This window comes from Bradyrhizobium sp. CCBAU 11434 (assembly GCF_028128895.1).
Classification (GTDB): domain Bacteria; phylum Pseudomonadota; class Alphaproteobacteria; order Rhizobiales; family Xanthobacteraceae; genus Bradyrhizobium; species Bradyrhizobium zhengyangense.
Window position 1 is genome coordinate 40,865 of sequence record NZ_LBJX01000083.1, and the last position, 23,387, is coordinate 64,251.

Sequence of the window (23,387 nt, forward strand, 5' to 3'; positions counted from 1 at the left end):
GCTCACGGCCTCTGTGGGTTGACGACGTCGTCGATTGCGAGCTCCAGCGGCTGTCCGGTCTCGAGGAATGACGACAACGCCGCCTCGACGGGCGCGGGATCGAGACCGCGCGCGGCGAGCCAGGCCGGCTCATAATAGGTCTGCCGATAACGCTCGCCGGAATCGCAGATCAGCGTCACCAGCGATCCCGTCTGACCTGCCTTTCGCATCTCGGATGCGAGCCGGCACAGCGCCAGGAAATTCGTGCCGGTGGAGCCGCCGACCGCGCGGCGCAGGCGGCGCGACAGCACGTTCATCGCGGCGATCGTCGCCGCATCCGGGATCTTTATCATGCGATCGACCACGCCAGGCACGAAGGATGGCTCGCAGCGCGGCCGGCCGACGCCTTCGATCAGCGAGGGGCGTTCGCAAACACGGGAGCGGTCTTGCGAGCGGAAGCAGTCGAAGAAAGCGGAATGCTCCACATCGGCGACGCAGAGCCGCGTCGAATATTGGCGATAACGCAAATAGCGGCCGATGGTGGCCGACGTGCCGCCGGTGCCCGCCCCCATCACGATCCAGTCCGGAAGGGGATGCGGCTCGCCCTTCAACTGCGTGAAGATCGATTCGGCGATGTTGTTGTTGCCGCGCCAGTCGGTGGCTCGCTCGGCGAAGGTGAACTGGTCCATGTAGTGGCCGTTCAACCGGGTCGCGAGCGCGGCGGCTTCCGCATAGAGCGCGCGGCCATCGTCGATCAGATGGCAATTGCCGCCATAATGCTCGATCGCAGCGATCTTCTCCGCCGAAGTCGTGCGGGGCATCACGGCGTAGAAGGGTACACCGATCATCTCTGCGAAATAGGCTTCCGACACCGCGGTCGAGCCCGACGACGCTTCCACCACAGGCGTGCCTTCGCGGATGTGGCCATTGCAGAGCGCGTAGAGGAACAGCGAGCGCGCCAGCCGGTGCTTCAGGCTGCCAGTCGGATGCGTGGATTCGTCCTTCAGGTAGAGATCGATGCCTGACAGCGCCGGCACGATCAGCCGGATCAGATGAGTGTCGGCCGTGCGACACTGATCGGCTTCGATCGCGGCCACGGCCTCGTCGACCCAGCCGCGCCGGTAGCTAGGGGCGGCGGGATCATGCGGACGAGAGGGAAGCGGTGGCATTGGGCGAATCTCTCACGATGCGCATCGCGCATCAATAGCTCTGGACTGTCGTTTGACGCGTTTTCATAGCGCGAACCGGTTTCCACTTCGCTGGAAAACGCTATCGCTCAGAACTCCAGCGGCGCGTTGTCGACGACTTCCTTCATCACGAAGAAGGTGCGGGTCTGGCGCACGCCGGGCAGCGCGATGAGCTGCTCGCCATGGATGCGGTTGAAATCCTCCATGTCGCCGACTCGGATCTTGAGGAAGTAGTCGAAATCGCCGGCGACGAGATGGCAGTCGAGCACGAATTTGAGCTTGGCAATCGCCTGCTCGAAGGTGGCAAAGCTCTCCGGTGTCGAACGGTCGAGCACGACGCCGACCATCACAAGCGTGCCCTTGGCCACCTTCTTCGGCGCCACCATGGCGCGAACCGTGGCGATAAAGCCGTCCTCGAACAGGCGCTGGGTGCGGCGATGGCAGGTGGCGGGGCTGATCGCGACTGACACAGCCAGCTCGGCGTTGCTGAGCCGGCCGTTATTCTGCAGCAATCTCAACATCTTGAGGTCGATACGGTCGAGCCGCGCTGACATGGAAGAAACTTCCAAATATTTGGACTTACTAGGAAGAAATCTTAGCCGATATGGATATTTCTGCAAGAAAACGCGCAATGTTGGCGCAAAATTCGAGAGCACCTTCTCATTCTGCAATGATAGCCACATCCCAGACACAACGCCATCAGGGATGATCCCATGAATCTGGACAAATTCGCGCGCTATCCGCTGACCTTCGGTCCGACGCCCATCGAGAAGCTGGAGCGGCTGTCAAAACATCTCGGCGGCAATGTCGAGATCTACGCCAAGCGCGAAGACTGCAATTCCGGCCTCGCCTATGGCGGCAACAAGCTGCGCAAACTCGAATACATCATTCCCGATGCGATCGCCTCGAACGCCGATACGCTGGTCTCGATCGGCGGCGTGCAGTCCAACCACACCCGCATGATCGCGGCCGTCGCGGCCAAGATCGGCATGAAGTGCCGGCTCGTGCAGGAAGCCTGGGTGCCGCACGAGGACGCCGTCTATGACCGCGTCGGCAACATCATGCTCTCGCGCATCATGGGCGCCGACGTGCGCCTGGTCGACGACGGCTTCGACATCGGCATCCGCAAGAGCTGGGAGCAGGCGGTCGAGGAAGTGAAGGCTGCGGGCGGCAAGCCTTACGCTATTCCCGCCGGCGCGTCCGTGCATAAGTTCGGTGGTCTCGGCTATGTCGGCTTCGCCGAGGAAGTGCGTAAGCAGGAGAAAGAGCTCGGCTTCAAGTTCGACTACATTGTCGTCTGCACCGTTACCGGCTCGACTCATGCCGGCATGCTGGTCGGCTTCGCCGACGACGGCCGCGCGCGAAAGGTGATCGGCATCGATGGTTCGTTCACCCCTGATCAGACCAAGGCGCAGGTGCTCTCGATCGCCCAGAACACGGCCAAGCTCGTCGAACTCGGCAAGGACATCGTTGCAGACGACGTCGTGCTGATCGAGGACTACGCCTATCCCGCCTATGGCGTGCCGTCGGAAGAGACCAAGGAAGCGATCCGCCTCACCGCACGGTTAGAAGCGATGATCACCGACCCTGTCTATGAAGGCAAATCGATGCAAGGCCTGATCGACCTCACCAAGAAGGGCTATTTCGAGAGGGGCGCGAAGGTCCTCTACGCCCATCTCGGCGGCGCGCCGGCACTGAACGGCTACGGTTACGCGTTCCGGAACGGTTAAGAGGCTCTGCTCGCGCCGAACACAACTGGTGTCGTCCTGGGCAAGCGCAAGCGCAGACCCGGGACCCATACCCCCGGGGAGATGTTTGGCGAAGACTTGCAGTTTGAGACTTCTGCCGATCACAATCGATCAATCACGCGGTATGGATCCCGGATCTGCGCGCGCTTCAGGCGCGCTTGTCCGGGATGACGATATGGAAAGATCGGCGCGCCCCTACCGCGTCCTGACGATCTGCAACAGCTCCTCGCCGTAATGCTCGAGCTTTTTGTCGCCGATGCCGGGGACATTGCGCAGCTCGTCGAGCGTGGTCGGCCAGGCCCGCACGATGCCGTCGATGGTGGCATCGTGCAGCACGACATAGGCCGGCACGCCGCGCTCGCGCGCCACATCCGAGCGCCACGACCGTAGTCGCGCGCGCAATTCGGGATCGATATCGCCCTGCGGCGTGTTCGCTGCGGGCGCAAGGTCGCCGCGGCGGGCCTTGGCACGACTTGCGCGGACGCGGGTTCCAGGTGCTTCCTCGCGCAGCCAAACTTCGGTCTCACCGCGCAGCACGCCCCGCGCAGTCTCCGTCAGCTTCATTGCGCCGTAGGCTTCGCTGTCGGCCTGTAAATGCCCCATCGCGACCAGCTGCCGCAGCACGGTCCGCCATTGCTTTTCGTTGAGCTCGCGCCCGATGCCGAACACCGACAGCTTGTCGTGGCCGAACTGCGTCACCTTGTCGGTCAGGCGCCCGATCAGCACGTCGATCAGGTGCATCGCGCCGAAACGTTGTCCCGTCCGATAAACACAGGACAGCAGTTTCTGCGCCAGCACCTTACCGTCACGCATTTTTGGCGGCGTCAGGCAGTTGTCGCAATTGCCGCAATTCTCGGTGCCTACCGTCTCGCCGAAATAGGCGAGCAGCCGCCTGCGCCGGCACTGCGCGGTCTCGGCGAGGCCGACCAGTGCATCCAGCTTGCCGATCGACACGCGCTTGAAATCGTCGGAGCCGCTGGATTCGTCGATCATCCGGCGCTGCTGCACGATGTCGGAGAGGCCATAGGCCATCCAGGCGACCGACGGCTTGCCGTCGCGCCCGGCGCGTCCGGTTTCCTGGTAATAGGCCTCGATGCTCTTGGGCAGGTCGAGATGGGCGACGAAGCGCACGTCGGGCTTGTCGATGCCCATGCCGAAAGCGATGGTCGCGACGATGACGATGCCGTCCTCGTTGAGGAAACGGTCCTGGTTGCGCGAGCGCACGCTGCTGTCGAGGCCGGCGTGATAGGGCAGCGCCGAAATGCCGGCCTCGTCGAGTGCGGCCGCGACCTCCTCGACACGATTGCGCGATAGGCAATAGACCACGCCGGCGTCGCCAGCATGCCGTTCCCGGATGAAATCCTTCAGCTGCGACACCGCATTGCGCTTGTCGACGATCTCGTAACGGATGTTGGGCCGGTCGAAGCTGGAGACAAATTGCGGGCTGTCGGCCAGCTGGAGCCGCTGGACGATCTCTTTCCGCGTCAGCTCATCCGCGGTCGCGGTCAGCGCGATGCGGGGCACGTCGGGAAAGCGCTCGGCGATGATGGAGAGGCCGACATATTCAGGCCGGAAATCGTGCCCCCATTGCGAGACGCAATGCGCCTCGTCGATCGCGAACAGCGCCACCTTGGCCTGCGCCAGCATCGACAGGCAGCGCGGCGTCACCAGCCGTTCGGGCGCGACATAGAGCAGGTCGAGATCGCCTGCGATCAGGCGCCGCTCGATCTCGGAGGCCTCCTGGAACGACAGCGACGAGTTCAGCGCGGCGGCGTTGACGCCGGCCTCGATCAGGCCCGCGACCTGGTCACGCATCAGCGCGATCAGCGGCGAGACCACGATGCCGCAGCCTTCGCGCAACAGCGACGGCAATTGATAGCACAACGATTTGCCGCCGCCGGTCGGCATCAGCACCAGGCAATTGCCGCCATCAGTCACATGACGGATGATCTCACCCTGCGCGCCGCGAAAGCCCGGCAAGCCGAACACCGAACGCAACACCGACAGCGCATCGCGGCCATCGGCCGGCGCGGGCAGCGGAGCGGTGGAAGGGACGGACATGGGGGTGTCGAGGGTCTAAGAGATTCGCCACAACGCCAGTCGCATGACCGCGCGGGCGTGGCAAGCCCATCTTCACCTTCCACTTGCCGCAAGAGTTGAAAAGCTACGCCCCGATCCGGCGCAAGGCTTCGGCGACCGTCACAATCGGCATGTTGCGTGATGCCGCCGCCATCAGCGCGTGGCGCAGCAGGGCCGGCGTGCAGCCATAGGGGCTCGGCGCATCGACAACGTCATGGCCGTAGAAGATCAGCCAGCCGCCGCTTGCCACCGCCTCGTCGAAATAGCGATCGACACCATCCGTATCGATCTCGCAATTGACCAGCGGCGAAGCGCGCAGGAACTGGAGATCGATCACGTCGCTGTTGACGCCGGGAAGGATCCCCCGCGCCGAGCGGAAGATTTTGGCGAGCTGCGGTTTGCGCCAGACCGAGGCGAGGCCGTACGGATAGGCAAAATTCTCAAGCCGGATCGAGCTATCGATGCCGCGGAAATGGCTGCGGTTCCGCTCGATCTCGCGCGCCATCGCACTCTCGTCGAGATCGACCGCGCGCGAATGCGAGAAAGTATGGCAGCCGATCTCGTGACCGGCGCGATGCAGCCGAACGATCGCCTCGTTCGACAGACCGTGCCAGTGGTCTCCGGGCTGATTGATCAGGCTGCCTGCGATATAGAACGTGCCGCGCCCATCATGCGATTCCAGCAGCGCAGCGCCCTCGCCTGCTGCGCTATCGGGTGCATCATCGAAGGTGAAGCTCACCATCGGCGCGTGCGCCGGCAGGCGGTGCGGAGCGGCGCGGAAATGCCGCGCCAGCCGATTGCTCAAGCGTCCGTTGAGGCCCGACAGCACGAGTGCATTCCCTGTGAGTCTGTGTTTCTGTACTGAAACATTTGCGCGGGGTGTGAGGCAAGCTTAACGCTTGGGTAATCCTAATGCGGAGCCACCAGCCTCGGACTAACGCGCAAGCAGCGGAGCATCGGCGTCCGCACCGAGATATTGCAGCCAATTGCTGAAAAGCGCCGCTGCGGCGGTGCCAGCCGCGATATCTGTGCGCAAAGTCAGCGCTGGCAGCTCGTTGGTCAGCGCCGGATGACGCTGGTGCTTCGCCCGTTTCTCGAAGCGGGCGAGCTTATCCTCCGTCGTTGCGTCAAAATAACTCACCGGAAGGGCGGGATAGACCTCCCGCTCACGCGCGAGATAACGACCGATGTCGCGCAGATATTCGCGCTGCAGCGACAGCGCATCATATTCGGGGTGGCCCTGGAAGAACACGAAGCGGCTGGCATACTGCCGGACGAAGACGTCGACGCCAGCCTGGGCCGACCGGCTCAGCACCTGATAGCCGGCCTGCGCTAGATCGCGTTCGGTCACTTCATTCAGGCGCGAATGCGAGACCTTGAGCGGTGCCGGCGCATTGCGGGTCAGCGGGTCGCCGGTCACGGCCTCGCAGTCGAATATCCCATGGCATTTCGACGGCAGCCGCTGTCGTTCGATGCGATCAAGATGCAGCACCGCCGCATGGGCGGCCAGGCACGACCAGATCGTCGAGCGCGTATTGACCCTGGCCCAGTCGATCAGCTCGGTAAGATCGCGCCAGTACGGCTCCTGGTCGAGCTCGGGCGCGACCGGCTCCGCGCCCGTCACGATCAGGCCATCGAATTTTTGGTGCTTGAGATCCGCGATGTCGGAATATTCGCTCTCGACATGCCACTTCGCTTCCGGCGAGCGCTTCACCGACGGCAGCGAGAAGCAATGGAAGCGGATGCGGCGCGGCCCTGCAGCGGCCTGGAGCAGCTTCATGAACTGCCGCTCGGTCGCCTTTAGCGCCGTATCCGGCATGTTGTTGATCAACCCGATGGTGAGCTCAGGAACCGCATGATCGCGCGCGAGGTCGCCTTCGGCTGGAACCAGCGCCGGGCTCGCGATACCTTGATCCCTGGCGATCAAGACGCTCATCGGTCCGACTGCCTACTCCGCGGCCTGAAGACGCGCGGCCGGACAGGCCTTTTCCAGCGCCTGATCGATGTCCTCGATGATGTCTGAGGCGTGCTCGATGCCAATCGAAAGGCGGATCGTCTCCGGCAGAACACCTGCAGTGCGCTGCTGCTCCGCCGACATCTGCCGGTGCGTGGTCGAGGCCGGATGGCAGGCCAGCGACTTGGCGTCGCCAATGTTGACGAGCCGCGTAATCAGCTTCAGCGCGTCATAGAAGGCCTTGCCGGCTTCCATGCCGCCCTTGATGCCGAAGGTGAACAGGGAGGAGGCGTTGCCGTCGAGATATTTCTGGACCAGCTGGTAATACGGGCTGTCCGGGAAGCCGGTGTAATTGACCCAGGCGACACGCGGGTCGTTGCGCAGGAATTCGGCGACCTTGCGGGCATTCTCGCAATGGCGCTCCATGCGCAGCGCCACGGTCTCGATGCCCTGGAGCAGCAGGAAGGCGTTGAACGGCGACAGCACCGAGCCCATGGTGCGCTGATAGACGCTGCGCGCACGCTCGATATAGGCGGTCTTGCCGAACCGCTCGGCATAGACGAGGCCGTGATAGGAGGCGTCGGGCTTGTTGTAGGCCGGGAAACGGTCGGCGTGCTTCGCCCAGGGAAAGTTGCCGGAATCGACGATGGCACCGCCGAGCGTGGTGCCGTGGCCGCCCAGGAACTTGGTCAGCGAGTGCACGGCGATGTCGGCGCCGTAGTCGAACGGCTTGAGCAGAATGGGCGTTGCGACGGTGTTGTCGACTATCAGCGGCACGCCATCAGCATGCGCAATTTTTGCCAGCGCCTCGATGTCGCAAACATTGCCGGCGGGATTGCCGATGGTCTCGGCGAACACGGCGCGGGTGTTCTCGTCGATCAGCCTTGCGATCGCGTCGGGCGCATCGCTCTCGGCAAAGCGGCCGGTGATGCCCTGCCGCGGCAGGATGTGGGAAAGCAGCGTATGCGTCGTGCCGTAGAGCTGCGGCACTGACACGATGTTGCCGCCGTGGTCGGCGACGTTGACGAAAGCGAAATGCAGCGCGGCCTGGCCAGTCGCAACCGCGAGCGCGCCGACGCCGCCTTCGAGCTGTGCGATGCGCTTCTCCAGCACGGCGCTGGTGGGATTGGCGATGCGGCTGTAGCGAAAGCCTTCGGCCTCGAGATTGAAGAGCGCTGCGCCATGGTCAGCGCTGTCGAAGGCGTAGGCGGCAGTCTGGTAGATCGGCACGGCGACTGCGTGCGTGGTGGCTTCGGGCTCGTAGCCGGCGTGAATAGCGATCGTCTCGTTGCGCATCGTACCACCTCCGCGTGGGACGCGGGCCGCACTTATTGGCCTGTATGAGGCATGTGCGCTGTCCGCCGTCCCTCTGTTAGAGGCGGGTGGTAAAGCGGACAATAATTCGCTTAGAGATCGAGGAAGTAACCCTAACGGTTGTTGGTGAATTGGCTAAAATTTGAGTCAATTTGGATTAACGACTGCGTCGGGCTCGCCAAAAGGTTCTCCCTCACACATGGAGAGGGAGAACCGGTCCTATCGCCCTACTCCATCATCTCCCAGAGCCGATGGGTCAGCACGCCCGCCCGCTTCTCGATCGCAGCGGCAGCGTCCAGCGCGAGATCCTCGCGGTAGCGGCCGGCGATGAGCTGCACGCCGATCGGCTTGCCGTCATGCGCGGTCACCGGCACCACAGCGCCGGGCAAGCCCAGGACGTTGATGGCGGAGATGAAGCGAATCTCACCCCAGAAGATTTCCTGCACGCGCTCGGCGCTGATGGTGTCGTCGCGCGGGCCCGGCGTCGGCTTCACCGTGGTCGGCGCCAGCACCACTGGATACTGCTCGAAGAACAATTGCCAAGCGCGGATATGGCCGCTGCGCGCGGCTGTCGCCTGCATCCAGGCCTTGAGGTCGAGGACATTGGCCTTGGCCTTCATGCCACCCCAGGCCTTGTGGAAGTCTTCGGACGTCACCTTCAGCATACCGGCCTCCTGCATCACCACCGTCTCGTTGGTGATGATGTCGCACCATGTCTGCCAGACGCCGTTGATGTCGGGCACCTCGACCTCGCTGACGCGATAGCCGGAACGCTCCAGATGATCGGCGGCCTGCCGCAGCGCCGCGCTGACCGACGGATCAACCTTCATGTCTTCAGGGATTTTTGCCAGCGCGACCTTAATCGGTCCCTTCGGCTTCGGTCCGACCAGCGGCGCCGGCACCCACCAGGGGTCGCGCGGATCGCGCTGGCTCATCGCTTCCAGCGCAAGACGAACGTCGGCAACATGGCGTGCGAGCGGCCCTTGCGCCGACATCAGATGCGCCAGCATCGGTCGCTCCGCGGTGGCACTCGCGTTGAAGGCGGGAATGCGCCCCTGCGTCGGCTTGATGGTCGCAACACCGTTGCAGTGTGCTGGCCAGCGCAGCGAACCGCCGATATCGTTGCCATGCGCGATGGTGCCGATGCCGGCGGCGACCGCCGATCCCGCGCCGCCCGAAGAGCCGCCGCAGGTGATATCGGAATCCCAGGGGTTGAGCGTCAATCCGTGCAGCGGATTGTCGGTGAAGCCGCGGAACGAGAATTCCGGCGTGTTGGTGAGGCCGATGACGATCGCGCCGGCCTTTTTCAGGTTGCGCACGACAGGCGAATCCGACGGCGCAACGAGATCCTTGTTGGCGGGAACGCCGTTGAAATTGGGCCTGCCTTCGTAGTCGACATTCTCCTTGATGGTCACGGGCACGCCGTGCAGAAGGCCGAGCTCGCCACCCTTGGCGCGCTGCTTGTCCGCCGCATGCGCCGCCTTCAGCGCTTCCTCTCCAAGATCGACCACGACCGCATTCAGCCTGGGATTGACCGCATGCATCCGCCCCAGATGCGCCTCAACGGTCTCCACCGCGGAGATTGCGCCGGAGCGGATCGCGGCGGCGGTCTCGACCGCGGACCATTGCCAGGCCGGCCCCTTGGGGCGACGCGCCGTGGCCTTCTTGACCGCTGTCTTGACGGTCGGTTTCGCGACAGCCCCTTTACGGAATGAGGTCTTCTTACTCGCGATCTTCTTTGCTTTCTTTGAAGCACTTTTCTTCTTGGTCGCCGTCTTCTTCGCCACGCCGCATCTCCCCAAATGTGCGGCGCAGAGGTTACGGACGGCAGCGGCCTCTGTACAGCGGCGTTTGTGCATGGCGCATTGGCAGCGGTCGCCAATGCGACGAACCGTCAGGGTACGGGTGAGCGATCCCGTGCTGAAGCGCGCGGGAGACGGGAGATGGCGGGTGACGGGAGGCGGCCAGGCCCTGAGGTCACCAGCGCCGCGCCTCCGGTGTCGGCGGGGCGGACGCAACCACACCGACGGAGGTCGATCCCCGAACCGGGGCCCATCCGAGTTCGGCGTCATAGGCGTAACTCAGCGAGCGCTCGCTGACGCCCTCCCGCAGCTCGCGAAAATCGGCGATCCGGAGCCCGATCTCCAAAGCTGCCAACGTCACGGCCGTCATGATCAAGATTGCGACGAGCGAATGGAGCAAGTGACGAAGCATTTTATCTTTGCGAGCGGCCTCGTCATCCCTGACCATCAGTCGAGCTCGAAGCGGTTCTTGTAGTCGAGCTTCAGCGTCGGCGACTGGTCTTCCTTCTTCAGGAAGCAATTGCCGACCACCAGGACCTCGATATCGCTGCCCATGAAGCAGCGGAAGGCATCTTCCGGCGTGCACACGATCGGCTCGCCGCGCACGTTGAAGCTGGTGTTGACCAGCACCGGACACCCCGTCGCGGCCTTGAAGGCCGTGAGCAGGTCATGAAATCGCTGGTTGGTATCGGCATGCACGGTCTGGACGCGCGCCGAATAGTCGACGTGGGTCACGGCGGGGATTTCCGATCGAGCGATATTGAGGCGCTCGATACCGAACAGCGTCTCGTGGCGCGGGTCGGCGGGTAACCGCCGCGTCCTCAGAACATCAGCGACGAGCAGCATATAAGGACTATCCTCATCGAGCTCGAACCAGTCGCCGACATCCTCACGGAGCACCGCAGGCGCAAACGGACGGAAGCTTTCGCGAAACTTGACGCGCAGATTGAGCGAGCTCTGCATGGTGGGGGACCGAGGGTCGCCGAGAATGGAGCGCGCGCCCAACGCGCGTGGACCGAACTCCATTCGCCCCTGGAACCATCCGACCGCCTTCTCCGCGATCAGCGCCGCGACGGTATCGCGAATGATGGTGTCATCGTCGAGCTCTGTGAACACGGCGCCGGCTGCTCGCAGCCGGCTTTCGATCTCCGATGGCGCGAAGGCGGGCCCAAGATAGCTCCCCGCCATGGCATCGCCCGTGGCGGGGATGCGGGGTTTGCCTGCGAATTGATGGTACGCCGCCAGCGCGGCGCCAACCGCGCCTCCTGCATCGCCTGCAGCCGGCTGGATCCAGATCTTCTCGAATTGCCCGTCACGCAGGATCTTGCCGTTGGCGACGCAATTCAGCGCGACGCCACCGGCGAGACAGAGATTTTTCGATAGACCCTCGCGCGCCAGGCTGCGGGTGAGACGCAGCACGATCTCCTCGGTCACATGCTGGACAGACGCCGCCAGATCCATGTGACGCTGCTCCAATAGCTCCGATGGATCGCGCGGCCTGTCGCCGAACAGGTCGTCGAAACGGCTATTGGTCATGGTGAGACCGGTGCAATAATCGAAATAGCCGAGATCGAGCCTGAAGCTGCCGTCGTCCTTGAGATCGACGAGATGCTCGAGGATCAGCTTCGCATATTTCGGCTCGCCATAGGGGGCGAGCCCCATCACCTTGTACTCACCGGAATTGACCTTGAAGCCGGTGTAATAGGTGAAAGCTGAATAGAGCAGCCCGATCGAATGCGGGAAGTTGATCTCGCGCCGCAAATCGAGCGTGTTGTCACGGCCAAAGCCAGCCGACGTCGTCGTCCACTCGCCGACACCATCGAGCGTGAGGATCGCGGATTCCGTGAACGGAGAGGCGAAAAAGGCCGAGGCCGCGTGGCTTTGATGATGATCGGCAAACAGAAGCCTTGCCTCCCAATCGACGGCGTCATCAATCGCACGCAGATGATTACGGAGAACGCTCTTCTGGAACAGCTTTTCCTTGAGCCAGACCGGAATGGCCGTCCGGAACGACCGAAAGCCACGCGGCGCAAAGGCAAGATAGGTCTCGAGCAGGCGCTCGAACTTGAGAAATGGCTTTTCGTAGAACACGACATGATCGAGCGCGCTCGCGCCAATGCCGGCTTCCTCAAGGCAATAACGAATCGCGGAGCCGGGAAAGCCGGGATCGTGCTTCCTGCGCGTGAAGCGTTCTTCTTGCGCCGCCGCGACGATCTTGCCATCGATCACAAGCGCCGCGGCACTGTCATGGTAGAAGGCCGAGATCCCCAGGATGCGCATCGCGACCACTCAGAAAAGCGTATAGATGAACGGCGCCAGCGCCGATCCCTTGGTGACGATCAACAGCCCGCCCAGAACCAGCATTACTGCCAAAATCGGAATGAGCCAAAATTTGCGGCGGGCTCGAATGAACGCGAATAACTCCTGCAGGAATGACATGTGCTGTGCCTAAAATTGCTGGCGCATCGATTCGGATATGTCTCTTGGGTCGGAACGGGGAAGCCAATAGGTCGGTGATGCACGATCCCGCCCGAGCCGAAGAAAATCCGTGCCGGACAATCGCATGATCCATCCGATCGGCAGGATGACGCCGAAGAACAGGATCGCCATGATGACCGGATTGACGACGCGATACATCAAGAGGCCGAGCTTCAGCCAGGCCCGGTTGGCTAATCCTAGCGTTTGCGGCCGCCAGAGCGTCAGACCAGCGAAGGCGACCGCGGCGCCAAGCCAGAGCGGCGCATGAGACGAATGCTTATAGAGACCGACAAGACCAATCAGCGCAAACACTGACGCCATCGTGAATCCGAAATTGCGATTGCTTGGTCCGGCGACGATTTCGTCATCGGACGGTTCCAGAAACTGCATCAGCCCCCCACGCCCCGTCTGGCCAAAGCACCTTCGCCTGGCATCAGACGCTGCCAGCTTATCCGTTCGAGGCGTCAAAACTCAAGGCAAGGGAGTGGCGGATTCAATCTGGTGCTCGTTTTTGTTGCACCACAATAAGCACTGCGAAGAGCGCCGGGCTTTGACCTCCGGCGACGAGCATCGCTAAAAGAAGACGTGGCGCCGCGAGCGCAAAGCGCCGATTCATGACGGGTGCAAATTGTCGTCAATGTGATCAATATTCCAGGGCATATTTTCACGCGACGGAGCCGCCTTGAATCTCAAATCGCTTGGGTCGACGCTCGTCACCATCCTCTTGTCGCTACTCGCCGTGGAAGCCGCGCTACGGCTTGCCGACTTTCGGGTGCTGCGCCAGGATGCGAGCGAGCGCTCACTGTCCTATGACTACGATGCCGAACTCGGCTGGATCCCGGTCCCCTATTCCGAAGCCGTCGTCACGACCGCGCGAACGATCCACGCCAAACACAACAGCCTCGGACTGCGCGACATCGAGTTCCTACCGAATGGCAGGCCAACCATCCTGTTTCTCGGCGACTCGTTCGTGTGGGGTGTTGATGCCGAGGCCAATGAACGCTTCACCGATCTGCTGAGGGAGCGGCTCCCGCGCTTCTCGATCCTCAATGCGGGCGTCTCCGGATACGGGACGGATCAAGAGCTGCTCTGGCTGAAGCGACTCTGGCCTACAATCAAGCCCGCCGTCGTCGTACTGCTGTTTTGCACCGACAACGATCGCTTGGACAACGGAACCAATGTCAGATACGGCGGCTACCGCAAGCCCTATTTCGAGATGACGGCTGACGGGTCGCTGATTGCCAGGGGGCAGCCGGTCCCGAAATCGCTAAAGCTGATGATCCGCGATGAATGGCTGCCGCGCCATGCGTGGCTGGCGCGTCTCGCCTCTTTCACTTATGTCGAGGTCCACGCGCCGCAGATCTTCGTCCCCGATCCCACCGACAGACTGGTGGGCGCGATCGACGATTTCGTCACTGGCAACAGCAGCCGGCTGCTCGTCGCCCTGCAGCACAAGGACGACCAGCTCATCTCTTCTTTGCAGCAGCGTCGAATTCCATTCGTGACCCTGGATGGAGCAGCTGCCTACGGCGCGGAGCACGGGGCGCATTTTACTCCTGAAGGCAACCAGTTTGTCAGCCGCATCCTGGAGACATTTCTGAACGAACAGGTCTCTCAGTCCAGTCGGACGGCGGGGGAGCGAAACTGACGCTGGGCTTCATGAAGGCGTCGCAGAGAGCGTCCGTCAACATCCGTTGATCGATGGAACGGTTTCGACTGTTCCTGGATCAAAGCTCACCGTTGTCATGCATCATACTCACATTCATCCTCCGTATATTTGCGATTTCTCGCCGCGTGCCCGGCAGCGCGATTCAGTCGCCGAGCGGGCCATTTGAATTCCCGTCCGTCCCCTTCAGCAACTCGTACTTAATCCGACGCATCCGTGTCTGGCCTTCGAGCGGCTTGCAATAGGCCGTCGAAGCGGCGAGCAGATCGATGGCAGCGAGAAAGGCATAGCGCGACGCGGTCGGCTTGAGCGCATCGGGCGCTTCGGGCACGTGCACGCCGAGCGCAATATCGGCGATCGAGGCCAGCCTGCTTTGCGGCTTGGTAATCGCGACAACCAGCGCACCGTATTGCTTGGCGATCCCAGCTGCCTCGATCACCTCCTTCGCCATGCCGGTGGTCGAGATGGCGACCACGACATCACCCCGGCCAAAGGTCGCGGCGACCATGCGCATCAGGATCGGGTCGGAGGTGTGCGAGACGGCGATCCCAAGACGAAAGAAGCGATTTTGAACCTCCATCGCCGCAAGGGTCGAGCCGCCGCCCACGCCGAACGCTGCAAGTTTCGAACAGCGGGAGATGGCTTCGGCAGCCCTCTCGATGTCCTCTCTCCGTAATCCCTCCTCGGCGGCGGCAATTGCGCGACGAATTTCCTGGAACACCGACCGCCAGAGCGCGGGGCGCGCCAGATCCGTGCCGACATGTGGGGGCAGTTCAAGGTAGATCCGTCCAACCGCCATGGCTTGAGCCAGCCTCACCTTGAGGTCACGGACGCCGCGACAGCCGACGGAACGGCTAAACCTGGTCACTGTCGGTTCGCTGACACGCGCGCGGCGCGCCAGCTCGGCATTGCTCGCGTGAATGGAAAACTCGACGTCGGCCAGCAGCGCCATGGCAACGCGTTGCTCCGAAGGACTGAGGCTCGGAGCACTTTGTCTGATAACAGAGACGATGTCGCCGGCCACGAAAGCGTCGCGGCGCGATGGTGTCGAGACTGCTGTCGCAGCGGCTTTCGCCGTTTGAATTCGCTTCGCACGCGGCATGCGCGCCCTTCCTCAGGTCGGATTAACCTGCGCCCTGGCCCGAAGATCGCCGTAAGAAACCTTCAGCCTTGGCTGGACCACGTATCGGCAGATGGGCAATCTATTGCAATTTTGCGCTTGAAACTTAGCATAATCTGCATGTAACTTTCAAACAAACGATAACGTTCCGCCGGGGTCTAAACCGGAAGGGCATATCCCCTGCCGTCAAGGCAGGCGGCCGAAACAAGATGGGAGGGGCGATCATGAGATGCGATCTCAGTGCCTTGATGCGTGGCGCCGTTGGAATCGCCACCGCATTGTTTCTGAATGCGCAGGCCAGCGCAGCCACCCTGCTTCGCGAAGCCACCATCGGCGAACCGCCGCCACTCGACGTCATGCTGACGACAGCCGACGTCGCATCGGTTATCGGCCGCCACATCTTCGAAACGCTGTATGCGCTGGACTCGACCTATACGCCACGCCCGCTGCTGGCCGAGAGTGAACGCGAGGAAGACGGTGGCAAGACCATCGTCATCAAGCTCCGCGAGGGTGTCCCCTTCCACAACGGCAAGGAGATGACCGCCAAGGATGTGGTCGCTTCGATGACGCGGTGGGGCAATGTCGGCGCGCGCGGCAAGCTCCTGATGGCCGCAGCCACATCGGTCGAGGCAACTGGAAAATATGAGGTCACGCTAAAACTATCGGCGCCCAACGGCGCCTGGAAAACGCTCATCGCGGATGTGAATGGTGGCCTTGCGATCTATCCGGAAGAGATCGCAGCCAACGCAGGCAACAAGCCGATCGAGCAGAAGGACTATATCGGAACCGGTCCTTACAAGTTCGTCGAGTGGCGGCCGAACCGCTATGTCGAGGTGGAGAAATTCGATGGCTACAAACCGGTAAAGGAGAAGGGCGACGGCTTCGCCGGCGCCCGCACCGCCATCTTCGACAAGATCCGGTTCATTCCGGTGCCTGACGTCGGCACCCGCGTCAGCGGCGTTCAGGCCGGGGACTACGACTATGCGGAAATGATCTCTGGCGATCTGTACGAATCCCTGAGCAAGGACCCATCGGTTCAGGTGCAGCGCACGAACGCGCCGATCTTCGGCCTTTTCTTCATGAACTCGAAGCAGGGAATCCTGAAGGACAATTACAAGCTCCGCCGTGCCATCCAGACCGCGCTGGACAAGTCGCAGGCCCTGCGCGTCGCCTTCGGCTCGAAGGAGCTGTGGAACGCCGAGGGATCGATCTTTCCCAAGGGTACGCCCTGGTACTCGGCGGAAGGTGTGTCCAGCTACAGCCCCCACGATCCGAAGAAGGCCAAGGAGCTCGCCAAGGAGGCTGATTATACGGGGACTCCGATCCGCCTCCTGGTCTCGACAAACTATCAGGCGCACTATGATGAAGCCGCTGTCTTCACGCGCCAACTGGCCGACGCCGGGATCAATGTTCAGATGATGGTCGTCGATTGGGCGACGCTTCTGAAGATGCGAGGCCAGCCGGAACAGTGGGACATCTTTGTCACCCACCATTCCTTCTCGCCCGATCCACTGCTCCTCACGTTCCTTAATGCGAGCTACCCGGGATGGTGGGACAGCCCCGAGATCAGCTCGCTTCGAGCCGAGTTGATCAAATCGACCGATCCGGTCGCACGAAAGGCGACATGGGACAAGATCCAGTCGCTGATCTACGACCAGGTTCCGGTGATGAAAGTGGGGGATGCCTACACCTATGACATCGCTTCTCCCAAGCTGAAGGGACTGAACCCGAATGGTCCCGCGTTCTGGAATGTGTCCACGAAATAAGGACGGGCGATGAGACCACCCGAAATGTCCCGCGCGCATCGTCGCCGCTGATCAGCCGCGCAATCGCATGTGGTCTTACTCACTCAAGCGCGCGGCGACGACGACGGTGACGCTTCTGGCGGCGTCCGTCATTATCTTTGCCTTCATCCATATCGTTCCGGGCGATCCCATCTATGTTCTGCTCGGAGACACCGCGACCCCCGATCAGATCGACGCCCTGCGACACCAGCTCGGTCTCGATCAACCGATCATCCTGCAATATCTGACCTGGATCGGCCACGTGACCGAGGGCAACCTCGGACGGTCGATCTTTTTCCAGGCACCGGTGTTGTCGGTCATTGCCGATGGTGCTGAGACCAGCGCCTTGCTCGCCACCATGACGATGATCTGGGTTACGCTCATCGGCGTGCCGATCGGCATGATCGCGGCGGTTCGGCACGGCACCTGGCTCGACCAGGGACTATCAGGCGCGGCCATGCTGATGGCATCGATTCCGACGTTCTGGGTCGGGCTTTATTTGATCCTGATCTTTGCCGCGTGGCTGGGTTGGTTTCCGAGTTCGGGCTACCCATCGATCTTCGAAGGCGGCATCGTCAATCTCCGCTACCTCGTCCTCCCGAGCCTGGCGCTTGCTGCGCCGAATGCCGCGTTGATTCTGCGGCTGACACGCGCCAGCATGCTCGACGTCTCCCGCGAGGATTACGTGCGCACAGCGCGTGCAAAGGGTATCCGGCCCTGGCAGGTCGTGAGCCGGCATATTCTGCGCAACGCGCTCCTGGCGGTGGTCTCGGCATTCGGCTTCACGTTCGCCGCGCTGCTGTCCGAAGCCGTGGTGACCGAAACCGTGTTTGCATTGCCGGGTATCGGCCGCCTCGTCGTTCAGTCGATCCTCCGCCGAGACTATCCGGTGATCCAGGGCGTCATTCTGGTCATCGTGGTCGTATATCTCCTGATCAACCTGATCGTCGATCTGAGTTATCGCCTGCTCGACCCCAGGGTCGAACTCCAATGAGCCGTGACGACGCAATGTTTTGGCTGAAGCCGTTCATCGCGCGGCCGATCGCACTGATGGGGCTCGGCATCCTTCTGGGGACCTTGCTCGCCGCGATTTTCGCGCCCTGGCTCGCACCTTACGATCCCTTCGCCATCGATCCGTCGATCCGTCTGACGCCTCCAAACGCGCTTCATTGGTTCGGTACCGACCAGTTTGGCCGGGACACCTTGTCACGCGCCATCCAGTCAGCGCGCATGGCGCTCCTGATCGGTTCGGGCGTGGTCGCGTTCGCACTTGGGACAGGCGTACCGATCGGCGTGCTATCCGCCTTGTTCCCCCGGCTCGGTCATGTGCTGATGCGCATGGTCGATGTGCTCATGGCGTTCCCGAGCCTGCTGCTCGCACTTGGGCTGATCGTGATCCTCGGTCCGAGCGTGGTGAACGCCATTCTGGCGATCGGACTCGGCTACATGACGACGACGACGCGGATCGTTTACGGCCTGACGCTGCGCTTGCGCACGGAGACCTATGTCGAGGCGTCCCGCAGCATGGGCGCCGGAACGGCTTGGCTCGTCGGCAAGCATATTTTGCCGAACCTGGTCTCACCGCTTCTTGTGCAGGCCAGCTTCGTCTTCGCGTTCGCGCAACTTGGCGCGGCATCGCTGGATTTCCTCGGCCTCGGCGCTCCGCCGGAGATTCCGAGCTGGGGCAACATGCTGGCGGAATCGCACACCTTCATCACCCGCGCGCCATGGCTGCTGTTCTTTCCGGGCATGATGATCGTGGCGACCGCATTTTCGCTCAACCTGGTCGGCGATGCACTGCGCGATCGTCTCGATCCCCGATTCCGCCAGCTCTTTGGCGAGAAGGGCTAGATCGTGCTGTCCGTTCAAGATCTTACCGTGTCATTGGGGCCGGCGACTGCACCGGTTGACATCGTCGCCGGTGTGTCCTTCGAACTTGCCAAGGGTGAAATCCTTGGCCTCGTCGGCGAGTCCGGCTGCGGCAAGAGCATGACCTCGCTTGCGGTGATGGGATTGCTGCCGCAGCCAGGCCCGCGGATCCGGGCCGGCCGAGTCCTGTTGGAGGGCTGCGACGTGACACAGCTGCAGCCCTGGCAGCGCGTCGAAGCAGGCCACGGCCGTATGGCCATGATCTTTCAGGAGCCGATGACTTCGCTTAACCCGGTTCGCCGGATCGGCGATCAGATCGCCGAAGCCGTGCGCGTGCATGATCGCGTTTCCGGCCCGCCGGCTATGGCCCGAGCCCGCGAGCTGCTCGAACTTGTGCGCATGCCGGATCCTGCAATGCAGCTGTCCGCGTATCCGCATCAACTGTCCGGCGGCCAGCGCCAGCGGATCATGATCGCGATCGCGCTGGCCTGCAGGCCTCAAGTTCTGATTGCCGATGAGCCGACCACGGCACTGGATGTCACCATCCAGGTGCAGGTCCTCGGTCTGCTGCGCGAGCTCTGCAACCGCTTGGACATGGCGATGTTGTTCATCACCCACGACATGGGGGTGATCGCGCAGCTGGCAGATCGCGTTTCGGTCATGTATGCGGGCCGGATCGTGGAGACCGCGGGCGTCGAGGCGTTGTTCGGCAGGCCGGGCCACCATTACACACGCGGGCTGATGGACTGCATGCCGTCGCGGAATTCCGGCGCGCGCCGCCTGCCAACCATAGCGGGCCAGCCGCCGGCGCCCGGCACAGTCCGTGCCGGTTGCGTCTTTGCCTCACGATGCGCGGCGGTGCGCGAGCCGTGCCGCACGGCAGCCCCACCGCGCGCGGAAGTCTCGCGAGGACACGAGGTGCTCTGCACTTTCCCCTTGGACGATGGGGGACCGCGATGAACGGAAACGCTGTCCTCGACATTCGGGACCTGAAGGTCTCCTTCAAGGTCAGGCGATCCGGCCGAAAATATCAGGTGCGGGCGGTGGATGGCGTGTCGCTGTCGCTGGCAGAGGGCGAAGTGCTCGGGATCGTCGGCGAGTCGGGCTGTGGCAAGACCACGGTGGGCCGGTCCATCGTGGGGCTGGTCCGGCCCGACAGCGGCACGATCAGCTTCAAGGGAAGGGACATGACGGGCGCCGGCCTTCGCGACATGCGCCTGAACATCAGGATGGTTTTCCAGGATCCCTATGCATCGCTCAATCCGCGGCGCGCGATCGGAGACTCGGTCGCGGAGGCTGGCGATATCAATGGCTTCTTCACCAGTCGCGCCGAGCGCAGCGCCGCGATCGCCGCCGCACTGACGGCGGTCGGCCTGGATCCATCTTTTGCCGCTCGCTATCCGTACGAACTGAGCGGCGGACAGCGGCAACGGGCCGGCATCGCACGAACAATTCTTCCCTCACCGTCCATCGTGATTGCCGACGAGCCGGTCTCGGCCCTCGACGTATCAGTGCAGGCTCAGGTGCTCAACCTGATGATGGACCTGCGGGAGCAGCTTGGATTGTCGATGCTGTTCATCTCCCACGACCTCGGCGTCATCGGACAAATCAGCAATCGTGTTGCCGTGATGTATATGGGCCGGATCGTGGAGCAGGCCGCAACGCGGACAGTTCTGGATGATCCGCGCCATCCCTATACGCGATCGCTGGTGGCGGCGATTCCGAAGCCGGACCCATCCAAGCGAATTCTCGGTGCGATCGAAACAGGTGAACCGCCAAGCCTGTTCAAGCGGCCAAGCGGCTGCGCCTACGCGCCACGTTGTCCGCTGGCCAGCCAACGCTGCCTGGTCGAGGTTCCCGAACTTCGGTCCGTGGGTGATCGAGCGCTCGCCTGCCACAACGTATAGCTGGCGAGCCCATCTACCCTCATGATCCTCATTGGGTACGCCGAGCCGGACCAAAAACCTCGGCAGTGTGTATTATGATCGCCGGCAATGTGGAGGAGCAGCGGAGCATGCTATCTTTTCTTGCATTCATCGGGACGTCGATCATCGTCATCGTCACGCCGGGGCCCGATACGGCCACGACGATCCGCAGCACTCTATTGGCCGGGCGGACTGGCGGGATTTGCACGGCGGCTGGCATAGCAGTTGGACAGACGGTCTGGGCCCTGGCGACCAGCGTCGGCCTTGCTGCTCTCCTGGTGGCCTCGGCGCCACTGTTTCTCACGATCAAGTATTTGGGGGCCGCTTATCTTATCTATCTGGGCATCTACGCGTTGTACGAAGCCCTTTGGCCGCCGGAACAAGGTTCGGGAATCGCGGTCGAAAACCACTCGCATAGCCGCGTAAGCCCTTGGATCGCCTTCAGGCAGGGACTCATCAGCGATCTCAGCAATCCCAAGATGGCCGTTTTCTTCACCAGCCTGCTTCCCCAATTTGCACCGATGGGCGGCTCGACCTTTGCGACACTTCTCGCTCTTGGAATTGTTTTTGCAGTCATGACCTTCCTCTGGCTCGCATTTTATGCCGCAGCAATTCACAAGGTACGGGGCGCACTTCAACGCCCCACCGTGCGGCGCCTTGTGGAGGGCGTGACCGGAATGGTCCTGATTGCTTTGGGTCTGCGCATCGCCACCGAGCAGCGGTAGGGGGTCCTTGGAAGCGTAGTCTCATCGATGTCCGGTCCGTCCCGACAGCGACCGCCTTTGTTGCGCCGGGTCTTTCGAACCGAAGAGCCCTACGGCTGTAAGCGCTCGCGCCGAAGGCGAAGCGCTGGACGCGATGCAGGCGTAGAAATCTCGGGAGATCGCGTGCGAAATCGCGCAAAAGTCGGAGAGAGTGTCAGTCAATCCCGTTGAAAGATCAGGCATTTTCAATTTCGACGCACCCAAACCCACCATTTCAGCTACGCCTCTTTTCGGCGGATTGGGCCGCAGCTCTCTGGTCGTGAAGGCAAATCCAGCTCGGCCAAACAATGAAGAGCCGAGAAGAGTGGCCGTTAGCCACGCGAAGGTCCGCGACGTTGCGTACGATATCGTACCGACAATTCCACTTGCATCCCATAAACGCTGTGCCTGGCAATCGCGCCGAAACCATTCATGCGTTACTAACTTGCAATGGGCACATCGGTCAGCGACGTTGGTTCCGCCTCATGAGAACTGTCTTGATTTCCGGCGCGGGCATTGCGGGCCCTACCCTTGCATATTGGTTGAAGGCGGCGGACTTCGAGCCGACGATCGTTGAGCAGGCCCCCGCCTTGCGGCATGGTGGTTATGTTATCGACTTTTGGGGACTCGGCTATGATCTCGCGGAGCGGATGGATCTGCTCGGCGATATAAATCGCGTCGGCTATCATGCGCGGGCAATGCGCATCGTAAATGGCACGGGGCAGCCGGTTGCCGGATTCGGCACAGAGATATTCTCGGAATTGACGGCCGGGCGCTACGTGACACTCCAACGAAGCGACCTCTCCCGCTTGCTTTTTGACAAATCGCAGGGGCAGGTCGAGACCATATTTGGTGACACGATCGTCTCCATGGAAGAGCAGCCGGATTGTGTTCGAGTCCAATTCGAGCGCGAACGCGAACGACGGTTCGATCTGGTGATTGGAGCCGACGGCCTGCATTCGCGTACGCGCAAGCTCGCCTTCGGGCCGCAATCCAGGTTCGAAAAGCACCTGGGCTATGCCGTCGCGGCGTTTGAGGCGCGTGGCTATCGCCCTCGCGACGAGGACATTTATATGATGTACGGACGACCGGGCCGGATGCTCGGTCGTTTCACGCTACGCGACGATCGCACGCTGTTCCTGTTTGTTTTCGTTGCAAGACAGGAGGAACTACCTATCACGATTGATGCTCAGAAAGCGCTACTCCGAGATCTCTACCGTCATGATGGCTGGGAATGTCGCAAGGTTCTCGGCGAGCTTGAGCAAACGCAGTCACTCTATTTCGACAGCGTCAGTCAGATCCGGATGCAAAGCTGGTCTTGCGGCCGCACCGCGCTGGTGGGCGACGCCGCCTTCTGCGTCTCGCTGCTGGCCGGACAAGGCTCGGCGCTCGCGATGATTTCGGCCTACGTGCTTGCCGGCGAACTCGGCGCTGCGGCCGGGCAATATCGACTTGCATTCAGCAGATACGAGGCATTGCTGCGACGCTACATCAATGGGAAGCAGCGCGGGGCCGAGCGCTTTGCCGGTGCCTTTGCGCCGAAGACACAACTCGGGCTGCTGTTCCGCAACCTGGTGGTCAAGGCCTTTGCATTTCCCGGCCTGGCCAGGCTCGCCGTAGGCCGGGATATTGCAGATTCGATGCAATTTCCGGAGTACAATTGGCCATCACTTGATAAACGGGCGATTGCCTAGTGGTTTTCCGGACTCTCGGTCAGAGGCCGTCCGGGGTCGCCGTCA

General features: G+C 62.1%; 21 protein-coding genes. 9 read left to right on the top strand and 12 right to left on the bottom strand.

Translation table 11 applies throughout. The features are described 5' to 3' along the window. Positions 1–2 precede the first annotated feature (2 nt). Together XI06_RS18570 and XI06_RS18575 are read right to left on the bottom strand one after the other, a co-directional pair. Positions 3–1,148: a PLP-dependent cysteine synthase family protein gene (locus XI06_RS18570; protein ID WP_271606093.1), complete on the bottom strand. Its 1,146-nt coding sequence runs from the start codon at positions 1,146–1,148 to the stop codon at positions 3–5. A gap of 107 nt (positions 1,149–1,255) precedes the next feature. Then, complete coding sequence (locus XI06_RS18575; RefSeq protein ID WP_237864234.1) at positions 1,256–1,720, bottom strand: Lrp/AsnC family transcriptional regulator; 465 nt, start codon at positions 1,718–1,720, stop codon at positions 1,256–1,258. Positions 1,721–1,879: 159 nt separating this feature from the next. Here XI06_RS18575 and XI06_RS18580 point away from each other — a divergent pair, with 159 nt between their 5' ends. Beyond that, complete coding sequence (locus XI06_RS18580) at positions 1,880–2,896, top strand: 1-aminocyclopropane-1-carboxylate deaminase (protein WP_271606094.1); 1,017 nt, start codon at positions 1,880–1,882, stop codon at positions 2,894–2,896. Between the two features lie 213 nt (positions 2,897–3,109). Here the strand turns inward: XI06_RS18580 and recQ are convergent, their stop codons facing one another. The 9 genes from recQ to XI06_RS18625 all read right to left on the bottom strand — a co-directional run bounded on the left by recQ (position 3,110) and on the right by XI06_RS18625 (position 12,931). Continuing rightward, a complete protein-coding gene (gene recQ, locus XI06_RS18585) occupies positions 3,110–4,975 on the bottom strand; it encodes a DNA helicase RecQ (RefSeq protein ID WP_271606095.1) in 1,866 nt (621 codons plus the stop codon). 103 nt (positions 4,976–5,078) lie between these two features. Next, entirely contained in the window at positions 5,079–5,822 is a 744-nt protein-coding gene (locus XI06_RS18590) for a polysaccharide deacetylase family protein (RefSeq protein ID WP_271606096.1), read from the bottom strand. A 105-nt stretch (positions 5,823–5,927) separates the two neighbouring features. Continuing rightward, on the bottom strand, positions 5,928–6,929 hold the full coding sequence (gene metA / locus XI06_RS18595) for a homoserine O-succinyltransferase MetA (protein WP_271606097.1): 1,002 nt from the start codon (positions 6,927–6,929) through the stop codon (positions 5,928–5,930). Between the two features lie 12 nt (positions 6,930–6,941). After that, positions 6,942–8,243 (bottom strand): O-acetylhomoserine aminocarboxypropyltransferase/cysteine synthase family protein, encoded by a 1,302-nt coding sequence (locus XI06_RS18600; RefSeq protein WP_271606098.1) that lies wholly within the window; start codon positions 8,241–8,243, stop codon positions 6,942–6,944. Between the two features lie 245 nt (positions 8,244–8,488). After that, positions 8,489–10,048 carry an amidase family protein gene (locus XI06_RS18605; protein ID WP_271606099.1) on the bottom strand — a complete coding sequence of 520 codons (1,560 nt, stop codon included), beginning with the start codon at positions 10,046–10,048 and terminating at the stop codon, positions 8,489–8,491. Positions 10,049–10,238: 190 nt separating this feature from the next. Continuing rightward, entirely contained in the window at positions 10,239–10,475 is a 237-nt protein-coding gene (locus tag XI06_RS18610) for a hypothetical protein (RefSeq protein ID WP_271606100.1), read from the bottom strand. A gap of 35 nt (positions 10,476–10,510) precedes the next feature. Beyond that, entirely contained in the window at positions 10,511–12,343 is a 1,833-nt protein-coding gene (locus tag XI06_RS18615) for a carbamoyltransferase family protein (protein ID WP_271606101.1), read from the bottom strand. 9 nt (positions 12,344–12,352) lie between these two features. Then, positions 12,353–12,502: a DUF5989 family protein gene (locus XI06_RS18620; RefSeq protein ID WP_237864243.1), complete on the bottom strand. Its 150-nt coding sequence runs from the start codon at positions 12,500–12,502 to the stop codon at positions 12,353–12,355. A 9-nt stretch (positions 12,503–12,511) separates the two neighbouring features. Next, a complete protein-coding gene (locus XI06_RS18625; protein WP_237870772.1) occupies positions 12,512–12,931 on the bottom strand; it encodes an SxtJ family membrane protein in 420 nt (139 codons plus the stop codon). A 292-nt stretch (positions 12,932–13,223) separates the two neighbouring features. Between XI06_RS18625 and XI06_RS18630 the strand changes: the two genes are divergently transcribed. Then, positions 13,224–14,189 (top strand): SGNH/GDSL hydrolase family protein, encoded by a 966-nt coding sequence (locus tag XI06_RS18630; RefSeq protein WP_271606102.1) that lies wholly within the window; start codon positions 13,224–13,226, stop codon positions 14,187–14,189. Between the two features lie 163 nt (positions 14,190–14,352). Here the strand turns inward: XI06_RS18630 and XI06_RS18635 are convergent, their stop codons facing one another. Continuing rightward, positions 14,353–15,309: a MurR/RpiR family transcriptional regulator gene (locus tag XI06_RS18635; protein WP_271606103.1), complete on the bottom strand. Its 957-nt coding sequence runs from the start codon at positions 15,307–15,309 to the stop codon at positions 14,353–14,355. Between the two features lie 242 nt (positions 15,310–15,551). Between XI06_RS18635 and XI06_RS18640 the strand changes: the two genes are divergently transcribed. The 7 genes from XI06_RS18640 to XI06_RS18670 all read left to right on the top strand — a co-directional run bounded on the left by XI06_RS18640 (position 15,552) and on the right by XI06_RS18670 (position 23,342). Then, positions 15,552–17,093: an ABC transporter substrate-binding protein gene (locus tag XI06_RS18640; protein ID WP_237864248.1), complete on the top strand. Its 1,542-nt coding sequence runs from the start codon at positions 15,552–15,554 to the stop codon at positions 17,091–17,093. A gap of 67 nt (positions 17,094–17,160) precedes the next feature. Further along, a complete protein-coding gene (locus tag XI06_RS18645; protein ID WP_237864249.1) occupies positions 17,161–18,105 on the top strand; it encodes an ABC transporter permease in 945 nt (314 codons plus the stop codon). Next, positions 18,102–18,962, top strand: a complete 861-nt coding sequence (locus tag XI06_RS18650; RefSeq protein ID WP_237864250.1) for an ABC transporter permease — start codon at positions 18,102–18,104, stop codon at positions 18,960–18,962. Before XI06_RS18645 ends, XI06_RS18650 begins: the two co-directional genes overlap by 4 nt. Positions 18,963–18,965: 3 nt before the next feature. Continuing rightward, positions 18,966–19,940 (top strand): ABC transporter ATP-binding protein, encoded by a 975-nt coding sequence (locus XI06_RS18655; RefSeq protein WP_442869460.1) that lies wholly within the window; start codon positions 18,966–18,968, stop codon positions 19,938–19,940. Continuing rightward, complete coding sequence (locus XI06_RS18660) at positions 19,937–20,887, top strand: ABC transporter ATP-binding protein (RefSeq protein ID WP_271606105.1); 951 nt, start codon at positions 19,937–19,939, stop codon at positions 20,885–20,887. Before XI06_RS18655 ends, XI06_RS18660 begins: the two co-directional genes overlap by 4 nt. Before the next feature lie 74 nt (positions 20,888–20,961). Continuing rightward, a complete protein-coding gene (locus tag XI06_RS18665) occupies positions 20,962–21,630 on the top strand; it encodes a LysE family translocator (protein ID WP_271606106.1) in 669 nt (222 codons plus the stop codon). Positions 21,631–22,145: 515 nt separating this feature from the next. Then, positions 22,146–23,342: an FAD-binding domain gene (locus XI06_RS18670; protein WP_271606107.1), complete on the top strand. Its 1,197-nt coding sequence runs from the start codon at positions 22,146–22,148 to the stop codon at positions 23,340–23,342. The last annotated feature ends 45 nt before the right edge of the window (positions 23,343–23,387 follow it).

Coding starts and splice junctions, on each gene's coding strand:
- XI06_RS18570 (WP_271606093.1), bottom strand. CDS start 1,148: ATGCCACCGCTTCCCTCTCGTCCGCATGATCCCGCCGCCCCTAGCTAC.
- XI06_RS18650 (WP_237864250.1), top strand. CDS start 18,102: ATGAGCCGTGACGACGCAATGTTTTGGCTGAAGCCGTTCATCGCGCGG.
- XI06_RS18615 (WP_271606101.1), bottom strand. CDS start 12,343: ATGCGCATCCTGGGGATCTCGGCCTTCTACCATGACAGTGCCGCGGCG.
- XI06_RS18620 (WP_237864243.1), bottom strand. CDS start 12,502: ATGTCATTCCTGCAGGAGTTATTCGCGTTCATTCGAGCCCGCCGCAAA.
- XI06_RS18645 (WP_237864249.1), top strand. CDS start 17,161: ATGTGGTCTTACTCACTCAAGCGCGCGGCGACGACGACGGTGACGCTT.
- XI06_RS18580 (WP_271606094.1), top strand. CDS start 1,880: ATGAATCTGGACAAATTCGCGCGCTATCCGCTGACCTTCGGTCCGACG.
- recQ (WP_271606095.1), bottom strand. CDS start 4,975: ATGTCCGTCCCTTCCACCGCTCCGCTGCCCGCGCCGGCCGATGGCCGC.
- XI06_RS18600 (WP_271606098.1), bottom strand. CDS start 8,243: ATGCGCAACGAGACGATCGCTATTCACGCCGGCTACGAGCCCGAAGCC.
- XI06_RS18575 (WP_237864234.1), bottom strand. CDS start 1,720: ATGTCAGCGCGGCTCGACCGTATCGACCTCAAGATGTTGAGATTGCTG.
- XI06_RS18625 (WP_237870772.1), bottom strand. CDS start 12,931: ATGCAGTTTCTGGAACCGTCCGATGACGAAATCGTCGCCGGACCAAGC.
- XI06_RS18640 (WP_237864248.1), top strand. CDS start 15,552: ATGAGATGCGATCTCAGTGCCTTGATGCGTGGCGCCGTTGGAATCGCC.
- XI06_RS18610 (WP_271606100.1), bottom strand. CDS start 10,475: ATGCTTCGTCACTTGCTCCATTCGCTCGTCGCAATCTTGATCATGACG.
- XI06_RS18660 (WP_271606105.1), top strand. CDS start 19,937: ATGAACGGAAACGCTGTCCTCGACATTCGGGACCTGAAGGTCTCCTTC.
- XI06_RS18665 (WP_271606106.1), top strand. CDS start 20,962: ATGATCGCCGGCAATGTGGAGGAGCAGCGGAGCATGCTATCTTTTCTT.
- metA (WP_271606097.1), bottom strand. CDS start 6,929: ATGAGCGTCTTGATCGCCAGGGATCAAGGTATCGCGAGCCCGGCGCTG.
- XI06_RS18635 (WP_271606103.1), bottom strand. CDS start 15,309: ATGCCGCGTGCGAAGCGAATTCAAACGGCGAAAGCCGCTGCGACAGCA.